This window comes from Companilactobacillus zhachilii, assembly GCF_003606365.2.
GTDB classification, from domain to species: domain Bacteria; phylum Bacillota; class Bacilli; order Lactobacillales; family Lactobacillaceae; genus Companilactobacillus; species Companilactobacillus zhachilii.
In genome coordinates this window covers 1,129,954-1,143,103 of record NZ_CP031933.2, presented here as the reverse complement: position 1 = coordinate 1,143,103, position 13,150 = coordinate 1,129,954, and the positions used below count along the sequence as shown (strand labels likewise).

Genomic DNA, 13,150 nt, shown 5'->3' with positions numbered 1-13,150 from the left:
GATTTTTCTTAAGATATAAAAGTTAACCATACTTTATCACACATTCCAATTTTTATTATTGACACCGTGTCACTATATGGATATACTAGCAGCATAATAAAAGTGACATCGTGTCACAAAGGAGAAAAATATGGTTTCCACTACTTTTATTAATTTAAACGATCACAAAAAAGAATTGATTACCGATGCATTACTTAATGAATTTTCAAATCATAGTCTATCGGAAGCACAAGTTTCACGCATCGTACAAGAATCTGGTATCGCCCGTGGTGCCTTTTACAAATACTTCGACGACTTAAAAGATGCTTACAGCTATTTATATCACTATGCCTTAAAAGATATTCATCAAGACATCGCCACTGAATCAACAGAAAAACTCCGTCCGAGTGAGTATATCGAGCAAGTCCGTGACTTTGTCGAAAAAAGTACCAATAGTCGTTATTTTGCACTCGTTAAAATGCATTTACTTCACAATGAGTCGCTTTTTATGACACCTTTCAATAATCACTTGATAACTGAAGATGAATTTCACTGGGCGACTCAAGTTATGATTCATGATGCAATTAAGCAAATCCTGATTGCCCCTGACAATCAAAAAATAATTTTAGAAAAATTAGCCAATGTTTTACAGGCAATAGCTAAAGAGGACAAAAAACATGTTTCTATCACTGAAGGAAATTAAAAAAGAGAAATTTAGATACGGACTTATCATTGGAATGATTGTTTTAATCGGCTACTTAATCTTCATTTTAACTAGTTTGTCCATGGGACTGGCCAATCAAAACACCGATGCAATTAATTCTTGGAAAATCAATAGTATTGTTCTAGATAAGGATACCAATACTAATTTGACGCAATCATTATTGACTAAAAATGAGCTTAAGAATGCCAAAATAACCAAAGATGAAGCTTATCTAGGTCAAGCGGCAGTTGTTGCAAAAAAAGATGGCCTGACTAAAGAATCAGCTCAATTTTTAGGACTTGATACTCAGCAATTCATTGCTAAAAACTTACAGCTCAGTTCCGGTCATAAAATCAAACAAAAGAACCAAGTTGTTGTCGATGAACAATTTAAGAATGATGGTTACAAATTAGGTGACAAAATTAAATTCAATTCAGCCTCAACTAACTACACAATTGTCGGCTTTGTTAAAAATGCCAAGTTAAATATTGCACCAGTAGTGTACGGCGATTTAGCAAGTTGGCAAGCAATCAAAAATCTCAATAGTTCCTTTAAAGCTAGTGCAATTGTTTCAAGAAATGCCAACTTCAAAATAGATCAAAATCAATTAAAAACCTATTCAACAACTGCTTTTGTCAATAAGCTTCCAGGGTATTCAGCTCAAAACTCGACTTTTACTTTCATGATTGGTTTCTTAATGATTATTTCTTTGATCGTTATCGCAGTCTTTTTGTACATCTTAACAATCCAAAAAATTCAAAACTATGCTGTTTTAAGAGCTCAAGGTATACCTTCCAAAACACTTATCAATGCAACAATTTCTCAATCAATTATTCTTGTTGTGGGCGGATTGATTATCGCTACCGTCCTAACAGCAGCCACTGCTCTCATTATGCCCGCTACTGTACCAATGAGTTTCAATATTCCCATTCTTTCAGCTGTTGGCTTTGGACTTATTTTAACTGGTCTATTAGGTTCACTAATCCCGATTAAAATTATTCTCAACGTCGATCCTGTCAGTGTTATCGGAGGTTAAAAAATGATAACTTTACAATTAACTAATATCAACAAATACTTTGGAACAGGTACGAGTCGAGTGCACGTTCTCAAGGATATCAATTTCACCGCTAAAAAAGGTGAAGTTAATCTTGTCATTGGACCATCTGGCTCCGGTAAAAGCACCTTTTTAACCATTGCTGGCGGATTACAGACACCGAGTGACGGAACAGTACAGTTAGAAGGACATGCTGTTAAAACGATGTCAAACAAGCAACGAGATGCACTGCGGCTAAATAAAATTGGCTTCGTCTTACAATCGTATAGTTTGGTCCCTTATCTCACCGTCAAAGAACAATTCAAATTGGTTAAGAAAGTCAAAAAGAATCATAACTTATCCAACCTTTCACTCGAAAAACTTTTAGACAAGCTAGGAATCAGAGAATTAGAAAATAAATACCCCGGCGAATTATCTGGCGGCCAAAATCAACGTGTCGCCATTGCTCGCGCTCTGTATACGCGTCCGGATATTTTACTTGCTGATGAACCAACGGCCGCCCTCGACAGTGAACGTGTTATCGAAGTGGGCAAAATTTTTCAGGATCTAGCACGCGAACAAAACACTGCGGTTGTTATTGTTACCCACGACTTACGGCTGACTGATTTTGCTGATAATGTCTATAAAATTATGGACGGTCAAATGACTTTGGAAAACAAGAATAAAATGACCAACTAAAAAAACTGATTCTTTCTTGAATTTGGTTAATTGCCGTCTCTGGGCGCAAGAAATGTTGGCGCTGTGGGGACCGACCTGAGCCAAGGTCTCAGGTCTCGATTTTGAACTTCGCAAAGTACGCAAATTCAAAACTCGTCCCGTGGTGTAAGGGCTAAAGCCATAACGCCACCTTCACTGCTGCCAACATTCCTTGCACCCAGGGACTAATGTATTCATTATTTTTTATACGGTATAACTAATCGATTCGATAAAGAGATTACACATTATTTGAAATTGAATATGAGTAAAAAGCTAGATGCTTTTTCTTAATTTATATCAGGAAAACATATCTAGCCTTTTTATATTCGATTCTATAACCAAAATTAAGAAAGAACCAAAAAAACCGTACTCTCTTTGAGAATACGGTTTTTTTAAAAGCTTTTAGTATTAAATTAAATGTCACGACGACGTTCTTTAATACGAGCAGCCTTACCTGTACGAGCACGTAGGTAGTAAAGCTTGCTACGACGTACACGACCATGTCTGATAACTTCGATTTGTTCTACACGAGGTGTGTTTAATGGGAATGTTCTTTCAACACCAACACCATTACTCATCTTACGAACAGTGTAAGTAGCACTGATACCAGCACCATGTCTCTTAATAACGACACCTTCGAATAATTGGATACGTTCGCGGCTACCTTCAACAACCTTAGCGTGGACACGAACAGTGTCACCACTACGGAAGTCAGGAATGTCAGAACGTAATTGTTCTTTTGTAATATCTTGAATCAATTTATTCATAAATAATTTCTCCCTGCCGACACTCTTATATATCCTTTGATACACAGCGGAATATCGTTAATATGTGTGTTCAAACACTCTTAATATGATACTTTATTTGAACACGATTGTAAACTAGTTATTTTGACGAATTTTTCGTAACAATTTTTGCTCTTCATCAGTCAAATCTGCATTCTCTAACAAATCAGGTCGACGCTCTAAGGTCTTCTTCAAGGCCTGTGTTAAACGCCAGACACGAATTTTTTCATGATCACCACTAGTTAATACTTCAGGCACCTTTTTCCCACGGAAATCGGCTGGACGTGAGTATTGTGGGTATTCCAATAAGTTATTAGAGAATGATTCCTCCTCAGCTGAGAAAGAATTGCCTAGCACGCCTGGTACAAAGCGCAAGGTGGCATCAATCATACTCATCGTTGGTAGTTCCCCACCAGTCAAAATATAATCACCAATCGATACTTCATCTGTCACTAAGTCTTTGACACGTTCGTCAAAACCTTCATAGTGACCGCAAATAAAAACCAATTGATCTTCCTTAGCAAAATCACGAGCCATTTTTGTATTGAAAGTTTTACCGGCTGGATCAAGTAACACAACTCGTTTCTTACCCGGCTTTTTCCTTTCAACATAATCCATAGCATCGTAAATTGGTTGGGCTTGTAACAACATACCAGCCCCACCACCGTAAGGAGCATCGTCAACGTGATTTTGTTTGTTAGTTGTAAAATCACGAAAATCGACGACATCAATATTCACAAGATCTTTTTCTTGAGCTTTACCAATCAATGATTGATCCAAAGCCTGAAACATTTTTGGAAAAATGCTTAAAATTGTAATATCCATTAATCTATCAACCCATCCGGTATTTCTACTTTGACAACGCCATTATCAAGATCGACCTCTTTAATAACGTCATCAATATAAGGTAGCAAAATCTCCTTGTACTGAGGACTCTTAACGACCCAAACGTCATTAGAACCTAATTCCATGATCTCAGAAATTTTACCAACTTCACCTAAGTCTTTATCAATAACGGTTAATCCAATGATTTGACGATATAGAAATTCGCCTTCATTAAGACCAGAAACTTCTTCACCATCGGCAAATAATTCTGATTTAACAAATTTTTCAACATCATTGATATTATCGTAACCCTTCATTTTCACCAAAATAAAACTCTTGTGTGGACGTGAAGATTCAACTGTAAATTCAGTCACTTGATCTTTGTTTTTCAAATAGAGCTTAGCACCCGACTTGAAACGATCTTCTGGAAAATCAGTAATGGGGATTATTCTCAATTCGCCTTTAATACCATGAGTATTGACGATTGTACCAACTCGATATAATTTTTCGGTCATTTTTCCTCCATGAATAAAAATAGGACCACGACAACACATGTCTGGTCCCATCAAAAATTACTATTTTGTGAATTTGCTTTCGTGGAACTTTTGCATAATTCCGTGTTGTTTCAACAAGTGACGAACAGTATCTGAAGGTTGTGCACCTTTGTTTAACCATTCAACGATCTTGTCATCGTCTAATTTAATTTCTTCTGGTTGTGAGATTGGGTTGTAGTAACCAACTTGTTCGATAAAACGACCATCACGTGGTGAACGTGAATCTGCAACAACTAATCTATAAAATGGGCGTAATTTACTACCCATACGTTTCATTCTAATCTTAACTGACATATGTTTGTTTCCTCCTAAATACTTAACTTTGTTAGTATACACAAAAATATAACTGCTGTAAAGTTTTTTTCTTTACACTTGAGTGATTTTTTTAAATATATTGTCTCCGGAGCAAAGAAAACTGCAATTGACAGTGCGGACCGAGCCGAGCCAAGGTCTCGTCTCTCGATTTGAAGCCTTGCAAGCAAGTCTCCAAATACGCCCGGTGGTGTAACGGCTAAAGCCGTAACGCCACTTTCACTGTCAGTTGCAGTTTTCTCTGCTCCTCCGACTAGTTATCAATTCGTATTCAATCACCGAACTAAAAATATCTTCATTAATACTCTTTTATAAAAAGTAAAAACACCGGCCATCACTTAAGATAATCCCGATGTTTACACTAATCATTAGAAATCAACACTACGATACCTAAATTATCCGACCAATTATCTAAAACAAAGAACAAACTAGCCGGAAGGAGCACGAATTTAGGTCGCTGTGAATGTGGCGTTATGGCTTTAGCCATTACACCACGGGACGACTTTTGAAATTCGCGTACTTTGCGAGGTTCAAAAGCGAGGTTGGAGACCTTGGCTCCAACCGGTCCCCATAGCGACCTAAATTCGTGCTCCTGGAGGCGGAACCCTTATTTCGACTTAAATCTCTTAATCTTCTTCAAACGTTTCTTCTTGTTTTTCTTATTCTTACGAATCATTGAATGCATAGCCATCTTACCCAGACGACCTTGGACACCATTACCCATCAATTGATCCATTCCAGCCATGTTACCTTTACTCATCTTGTTCATCATGTCACGTGATTGTTTAAATTGCTTAATCATCCGATTAACATTTTGCACGCTTTGACCAGAACCTGCAGCAATTCTACGACGGCGTGATGGATTCAACATGTCTGGATCTTCACGTTCTGCTGGTGTCATTGAGTAAACGATGGCCTTCAAATGGGCAATATCTTTTTCACCAATATTGATATTAGCTAAAGCAGGATTGTTCGCCATCCCTGGAATCATCTTCATGATTTCATCCAATGGACCCATCTTTTGAATTTGATCCATTTGATCAATAAAGTCATTAAAATCAAAACTATTCTCACGAATCTTTTCAGCTACTTGTTGAGCTTGTTTTTCATCGTAATCTGTTTGGGCTTTTTCAATCAAAGTTAGCATGTCACCCATACCAAGGATACGGTTAGCCATACGATCAGGATGGAAGACATCTAATTGGTCAAGTTTTTCACCTTGTCCAATGAACTTGATTGGCTTACCCGTAACGTCACGAATTGAAAGAGCGGCACCACCACGGGTATCACCATCCAACTTCGTCAAAACAACACCGGTAATATCTAATTGTTCATCAAATCCATGGGCAACTTTAGCTGCTACTTGACCAGTCATTGAATCAGCAACAAACAAAATTTCATCTGGATGTGCTAAGTCTTTGATACGTTGAAGTTCTTCCATCAACTGTTCATCAATTTCCAAACGACCGGCAGTATCGATAATAACGTAATCGTTCTTATTTTCTGCAGCGACCTTTAAACCATTGCGCACGATATCAACGGGATCATGGTCGGTTCCTTCGTCATATACTGGCGCGTCTAGTTGTTGACCAATAGTCTTCAACTGTTCAACGGCAGCAGGACGATAAACATCCCCAGCGATAAACAATGGACGAGCTTTTTCAGTTGATTTCAAACGATTAGCTAATTTACCAGCTGTGGTAGTTTTACCAGCACCTTGTAGACCAACCATCATGATAATTGTTGGGATATGCTTAGATTTATTCAATGGAACAGCTTCTTGTCCCATGATCTTAGTTAATTCTTCATCAACAATTTTGACAACTTGTTGTGATGGCGTCAAACTTTCCATTACTTCGGCGCCTAAGGCACGTTCTCTAACAGATTTGACGAATTTTTTAACAACGTCAAAGTTAACATCCGCTTCCAATAATGCCATTCGTACTTCACGCATTACTTTACGAATATCTTCGTCAGAAAGCTTACCTTTACCTCTTAGTGAGGAGAAAACTTTGTTCAAGCGTTCGCTTAATCCTTCAAAAGCCATACTCTACTCCTACATTTCATTTATTTTCGAAATTCTTCGTACTAAATCTAGTAATTCTTTATCATTCGCATATTTGGTCTGCACAAGTTGATCTAACTTCTCCGAAATATCATCGATCTCCTGTGTCTTTTCAATCAGACCAAGCTCTTTCTCATACGATTCTAGCAAATTGACTGAACGATGCAAATTATCTAAAACCGCTTGCCGTGAAACATCGAGTTGTTCTGCAATCTCACTGAGTGAAAAATCCTCGACGTAATAAAGATCCAGATAGCGACTTTGCTTTTTGGTCAGCAAAGAATGATAAAAATTATATAACAAATTCACTCGTGTCGTTTCATCAATATTCATAATTATTTGGCAGATGACCCAACAATTAATTCCTTAAACAAGCCATAGATGAATTTCTCTGGATCAAAATCACGCAGATCATCCATCTGTTCACCTAAACCAACTAGTTTAACTGGAATATGTAATTCATTACGGATTGCCAAAACAACCCCACCTTGAGAACTACCATCAAGTTTCGTCAAAACAATTCCTGAAACATCTGTTGTTTCTTTAAATTGCTTAGCTTGACTCAAAGCGTTTTGCCCAGTTGAACCGTCAAGAACCAACAAGACTTCTTGTGGTGCATCTGGTAATTCACGAGTGATAACACGTTTAATTTTTTCTAGCTCACGCATAAGTCCTTCTTTATTTTGCAAACGACCAGCCGTATCAACTAGTAAAATATCATAATCATCATTGACTGCACGTTGAACGGCATCGTAAACAACTGAAGCTGGGTCGGTATGGGCTTTACTTGCTTGAACGTCAACTCCATCGCGCTTACCCCATTCTTGCAATTGTTCAATCGCACCAGCTCTAAATGTATCAGCAGCAGCTAGTAAAACTTTCTTACCTTGTTCCTTATAGCGGTGAGCAAGTTTACCAACTGTAGTAGTTTTACCCGCACCATTAACACCAACAAACAAGAAAACAGTTGGTGTCTTATCAGCACTGAATTTCAAAGAATTATCTTCTTCTTTGCCTTCTTCACCATACATATCAACTAATTTTTTAACAATAACATTCGAAACATCTGATTTTTTCTTGGCATTTTCTAACTTAACTTCCTCACGTAATTCATCAGAAATACGCATAGCAGTTTCGTAACCAACATCAGATTCAATCAATAATTCTTCCAAGTCATCAAAGAAATCTTCATCAACACTTCTAAAGTTTGCTAGGAAACGATTTAAACGTGAGCTAAAGGAATTACGACTCTTCTTTAAACCTTCATCGTATTCTTTAACATCATCTTTAGGTTCATCAGTTTCTGGTTCAGTCTCAAATTCTTCATCATCTGAAGGTTCTTTTTCAGTCGCAGTTTCTTTAGAACCAGTTGTCTCAGAATCAACTACCTCAGTGTCAGTTGGCTCTGATTCCTTGTCAGGTTCTGATTCAGTCTTAGTGTCTTCTGGTTCAACTTCAGTTGAAGTTTTTGCTTCATCATTAACAGGTTCTTCTGATTTTTCAGGAGCGGCTTTCTCAGCTGTCTCTGTCTTTTCAGGTTCAGGGTTAACTGTTTCAGTTGTTTCTTTGAAACTTTCTTTTGCTTCATCATCTGTTTCAGGTTCCTTTGGTTCTTCTGATTCTACTTGTGGAGTTTCATCGACAGCTGTTTCTTCTTTTGAGGTCGTTTTTGCTGCTTGTTCATCAGTAGTTGATTCAGCATTTTGGTCAGATTCTTGGGTAGATTCTTCTTGAGATTTCTTTTCTAATTCTTTATCTTCAGAGTCATCTTTACCGGTAAAGGCTTTTTTAATTCGATCAAATAATCCCATTATTAACTCCTATTCTTTAACATTTACGGATAACATCCGTGAAACACCAGATTCTTCCATTGTTACACCATACAAACGGTTAACATTCATCATTGTTCCTTTACGGTGAGTAATAACAATAAATTCAGTGTTAGCGTCATATTGATTCAAATAATTGGCAAAACGATAAACATTAGCATCATCAAGTGAAGCCTCAACTTCATCCAAAATACAGAATGGCACTGGCTTTACTTTGATAATTGCAAATAACAAAGTAATAGCAGTTAAGGCTTTTTCACCACCAGATAATAGACTCAAACGCTGGAACTTCTTCCCAGGTGGTTGAGCAATGATTTCAATCCCTGTTTCCAAAAGATTATCAGGTTCGGTCAGAACTAGTTTAGCCCGCCCGCCGGCAAACATTTCGGGGAAAATATCCTCAAAAGCTGTTGCAACTTCATCAAACGTTTTCTTAAAGCGGGTCGTGACTTCCTTGTCCATCTCTGACATTGTATCAAGTAATTGTGCACGTGCTTGTAATAAATCATTTTGTTGCTGTGTTAAAAATTCATAACGATCTTTAACTTTATCGTACTCTTCGATGGCAGACAAATTAACCGTTCCCAATTCTTCGATACCCATCTTCAAAAGACGAGCTTCTTTTTGCAATTCATCAGGGTCATAGTCTTCTTGCTTCAACGCTAATAATGATGCTTCATACGTTAACTGATAATCTTGTGACAATGTATCTAAACGACTATCGATTTGATTCGATAATTTTGTATTTTGAATGGCTAACGTTTCTTGTTGATCTGATGCTGTTTTTTGTAAATCAAAGTTACGTTGTGCTTTACTATTTAATTCTGTCGATAAGGCTTGTTGCTTTTCACGTTCAGCTTTCAAGTCAGTTACTACTTTTTGAAGTTTAGCAATTTCTGACTTAAGTTCAGTAATATGATTTTTAACTTCGGTACTATTAAGGTCCAACTGGCTTCGTTCAGAATCAAGAACTGTAAGTTGATTTTGAATTTCGGAAATTTGTGTCTGAACCTGTTCAGTATTAGCTTTTAAATCCTGGTTTTGAGCAGCTTCATTATCGTGATTACTCTTAACAACCGCCAGCTTAGTTTGGATGTCTTGTTCTTGATGATTGATTGATTGCAACTCAGCATCAAAGTCTGTTAACATCTTTTGTTTTTGGTCAATTTCTGCTTGTGTTTGCTCAATTTCTTGACTGACCTTTGTAGCAGCTTCTTTTTGAGTTTTTAAGCTAGTTTGTAACTCAGCTTTTTCGGACTGACTCTTCGAAAGGTTATACTTGATAACTTCCAAACGTTCACTAAAATGTTTGGCCTCATTTTGATAAGTTGAAATCTCATTTTCAAAATGGCTCTTCTCAGCATTAAATTGAGCTAACTTCTCATCAACCGTCTTCTTCTCGGCATTATAGTTCATCAACTGTTGACGCAATTCTTGAACTGTTTGTTGTTTTTGATCCATCAACAATTCTTGCTTAGAAAGCTCACTCGTTAATGATTTCAATTCATCCTTACGTGTCAAAATACTTGAATTAACTCGACGTTGTTGACCACCAGTTAAGGAACCACCGGCATTGACGACGTTACCATCCAGCGTTACGACACGATACTTGCGATTAACGGCCGCCGAAATCTTCGTAGCCACATCAATATTTTCAGCAATTAACAAATTACCCAAAATATTTTTAACAATGTTTTCAACCTTACTATCATATTTAACTAAATCACTAGCGACTCCAACAAAACCTGCGACCATTTCAGCTTTGTTCAAATCATTAGCATAAATATTCCGGGGTTGAATAATATTTAATGGCAAGAAAGTAGCACGACCACCACGACTTTGTCTTAGATAGGCAATCGCCTTTTTAGCGGCAGTCTCATCTTCTGTAACAATTGATTGCAGTTGATTGCTGACAACAGTTTCAATCGCCAATTGATATTGCTTCGGAACAGAAATCAATTCTGCAACCGCACCAACAATACCATTAATTTGTTGACTGTTATTTAAAACATTCTTAGCGCCTTCAAAAAAGCCAGCATGTTCCTGTTCCATATTTTCCAAAACACGCTTACGGGCTTTAATTTCTTGAAGGTTTTCTAAAATCTTCAAATAATTACTATTTTCATTTTTACCAGTCTCAGTAATTTCAGCAATAGCTTTATCCAATTGTTGCTCGCGTTCTAATAATGACTTGTTATCATCGACCAATTGCTTGACTTGTTGATTGATGGAATCATTATCAGTCTTTGAACTGTTTAAGTTTTCAGTGACTTCAGTTAATTGACTTTGTTGTTCTTTAATTGAAGCTTCAACTCGTTCAAGCTGACGTTGTGAAAATTTCTGCTCGTTATTGTTTGAAACTTGTGACTGAAGTAAATTAACATAATCATTTCGTAAATCAGCAATATTTTTCTGTAAATCTGCCGGTGTTTTTTTCTTCAATTGTTGAATATCAGCTAATTGCTTTTCAAAATCTTTAATTTTGGCAACACATTCTGATAATTTTTGGTTAGATTCTGCCAATTTTTCCTGATTAGTTGTTTGACTAGTCTGTAAGCTGGTCAATTGGCGTGTTAATGACTGTTTATTTGATGAATTAAAACCATTACGTTCATCAGCAACAGCGACTTTACCATTATATATTTCGAGTGTCTTCGTTGACTCAGTCAATTTAGCTTGATGATCATCAATTTTTTCCGTCAATTCATGGACTGCTTGATTATTATCTTCAACTTGTTTATTGGCAATTTTGACTTGTCGAGAAATATTTTGCAGACTCATCTTTACTTCACGTAAATCTTTTTCAATCTGATGCTTTTGAGCCGAAAGATTCTTAACTTCAATCGTCAAAATCTTTTGATAGATACTATCATATTTACTCTTTTGTTCTTTATAGTCACGAGCAATACTTGCTTGTTCTTTCAAAGGTTCAACTTGTTTCGACAATTCTGAAACGATATCTGATACACGATGGAGATTATCAGTTGTTTCAGATAATTTGTTTTCAGCTTGTTGCTTCTTTTGCTTAAAAAGTGATACTCCAGCTGATTCTTCAATAATTGTTCGTCTCTCGACTGGCTTACTATTGAAAATAGCTTCAACTCGTCCCTGAGAAATAATTGAAAACGACTGTTTTCCCATCCCCGAGTCCATAAATAATTCCGTAATATCGCGTAAACGACACTGCTTATTATTAATTAAAAATTCAGTATCACCATTTCTAAATAATCGACGACAAATTACCAGATCATCCTGGGACGATTTGAGTTCTTTGTTACGATTATCGAATTCTAAAACGACTTCCGCCCGATTCATTTGTGGACGTGTATCGCTCCCAGCAAAAATCACATCGACCATTTTGTCTCCACGTAAGCTTTTTGCTGATTGTTCACCCATTACCCAACGAATGGCTTCAGTAATATTTGATTTTCCACTCCCGTTGGGCCCAACAATTCCAGTAATTCCACTGGTGAAGTCAATCTTTGTCTTATCAGCAAAAGATTTAAACCCATTGATCGTTAATGATTTTAAAGGCATAAACTAAAAACCACTCCTATAATTCTTCTAATGCTCGCTTAGCTGCCATTTGTTCAGCATGCTTTTTACTATATCCCAATCCTTTGGACAAAATCCTACCATTAGCAATCAATTCAACTTTGAACTTCTTGTCATGATCTGGACCTTCTTCGTCGATAACCTTGTAGTCAATTTCAACTTCGCCAGATTGTTGTAATCTTTCTTGTAAATGAGTCTTGAAATCTGTATCTTCAGAAAACTCACCTGAATCAATGTGTGGATAGACGACTTTCTTGAGGAAATCATCAACCATTTCATTACCTTGGTCAAGATACAAAGCGCCATTAAAGGCTTCAAAGATATCTTCCAACAAAGTATGTCTTTGACGAGCACCTTGCTTTTCTTCACCTTTACCAATCAATAAATACTTATCAATTTGAATTTCTTTAGCAAAACGAGCAAAACTATCCGTCCGAACAATATCAGATCTTAAACGGGTTAATTTACCTTCTGGTAATTGAGGATACTTTTCAAAAAGGTATCGTGAAATGTTAATTTCTAGCACCGCATCTCCTAAGAACTCAAGCCGTTCATAATCGCCGATACCTAAACCTTTGTGTTCATTATCAAAGGATGAATGAGTCATTGCTCTTTCAACCAAATGCTTATTGTTAAACTTAATTCCATATTTCTCATCTAAAAATTCCAAGAACTTTGGATCTAACATAACGTGTCCCCTTTCCAATAACTTTAATTATACTAAACTTTTATCCTAAATAACTAATGAGTTATGCCGTTTCCGGATATGAGAGGATTTAACTGCTATGCGGAC

At 36.8% G+C, this 13,150-nt stretch carries 13 protein-coding genes; 3 read left to right on the top strand and 10 right to left on the bottom strand.

All coding sequences use genetic code 11. From position 1 onward, the window contains the following. The first annotated feature begins 130 nt into the window (after positions 1-130). Genes D1B17_RS05100 through D1B17_RS05090 form a run of 3 tightly spaced genes read left to right on the top strand, consistent with a single transcriptional unit; the run spans position 131 to position 2,414 of the window. A complete protein-coding gene (locus tag D1B17_RS05100) occupies positions 131-682 on the top strand; it encodes a TetR/AcrR family transcriptional regulator (RefSeq protein ID WP_120142737.1) in 552 nt (183 codons plus the stop codon). Then, positions 657-1,718: an ABC transporter permease gene (locus D1B17_RS05095; protein WP_120142738.1), complete on the top strand. Its 1,062-nt coding sequence runs from the start codon at positions 657-659 to the stop codon at positions 1,716-1,718. The genes D1B17_RS05100 and D1B17_RS05095 overlap by 26 nt, the downstream gene beginning before the upstream one ends. Positions 1,719-1,721: 3 nt before the next feature. Further along, positions 1,722-2,414 (top strand): ABC transporter ATP-binding protein, encoded by a 693-nt coding sequence (locus tag D1B17_RS05090; protein WP_120142739.1) that lies wholly within the window; start codon positions 1,722-1,724, stop codon positions 2,412-2,414. A gap of 431 nt (positions 2,415-2,845) precedes the next feature. On the opposite strand, the gene rplS is transcribed toward D1B17_RS05090, so the two are convergent. The 10 genes from rplS to rnc form a co-directional block, all read right to left on the bottom strand. After that, positions 2,846-3,199 (bottom strand): 50S ribosomal protein L19, encoded by a 354-nt coding sequence (gene rplS, locus D1B17_RS05085; RefSeq protein ID WP_120142740.1) that lies wholly within the window; start codon positions 3,197-3,199, stop codon positions 2,846-2,848. A gap of 114 nt (positions 3,200-3,313) precedes the next feature. Further along, positions 3,314-4,042, bottom strand: coding sequence for a tRNA (guanosine(37)-N1)-methyltransferase TrmD (trmD, locus tag D1B17_RS05080; protein ID WP_120142741.1), 729 nt, complete (start codon positions 4,040-4,042; stop codon positions 3,314-3,316). After that, positions 4,042-4,557 carry a ribosome maturation factor RimM gene (gene rimM, locus D1B17_RS05075; RefSeq protein WP_120142742.1) on the bottom strand — a complete coding sequence of 172 codons (516 nt, stop codon included), beginning with the start codon at positions 4,555-4,557 and terminating at the stop codon, positions 4,042-4,044. The genes trmD and rimM overlap by 1 nt, the downstream gene beginning before the upstream one ends. 60 nt (positions 4,558-4,617) lie before the next feature. Then, the gene (rpsP, locus tag D1B17_RS05070) at positions 4,618-4,890 is read right to left on the bottom strand and encodes a 30S ribosomal protein S16 (RefSeq protein WP_010019451.1); all 273 of its coding nucleotides are present in this window, start codon (positions 4,888-4,890) and stop codon (positions 4,618-4,620) included. 379 nt (positions 4,891-5,269) lie between these two features. Next, positions 5,270-5,395: a hypothetical protein gene (locus tag D1B17_RS12855; protein WP_276606954.1), complete on the bottom strand. Its 126-nt coding sequence runs from the start codon at positions 5,393-5,395 to the stop codon at positions 5,270-5,272. A 120-nt stretch (positions 5,396-5,515) separates the two neighbouring features. Then, complete coding sequence (ffh, locus tag D1B17_RS05065; RefSeq protein WP_120142743.1) at positions 5,516-6,955, bottom strand: signal recognition particle protein; 1,440 nt, start codon at positions 6,953-6,955, stop codon at positions 5,516-5,518. A 9-nt stretch (positions 6,956-6,964) separates the two neighbouring features. Continuing rightward, positions 6,965-7,306, bottom strand: a complete 342-nt coding sequence (gene ylxM, locus D1B17_RS05060; RefSeq protein ID WP_120142744.1) for a YlxM family DNA-binding protein — start codon at positions 7,304-7,306, stop codon at positions 6,965-6,967. Between the two features lie 2 nt (positions 7,307-7,308). Then, complete coding sequence (gene ftsY, locus D1B17_RS05055; protein ID WP_120142745.1) at positions 7,309-8,784, bottom strand: signal recognition particle-docking protein FtsY; 1,476 nt, start codon at positions 8,782-8,784, stop codon at positions 7,309-7,311. A 9-nt stretch (positions 8,785-8,793) separates the two neighbouring features. Continuing rightward, positions 8,794-12,339, bottom strand: a complete 3,546-nt coding sequence (smc, locus tag D1B17_RS05050; protein WP_120142746.1) for a chromosome segregation protein SMC — start codon at positions 12,337-12,339, stop codon at positions 8,794-8,796. Between the two features lie 16 nt (positions 12,340-12,355). Next, complete coding sequence (gene rnc / locus D1B17_RS05045) at positions 12,356-13,045, bottom strand: ribonuclease III (protein ID WP_120142747.1); 690 nt, start codon at positions 13,043-13,045, stop codon at positions 12,356-12,358. Positions 13,046-13,150 lie beyond the last annotated feature (105 nt).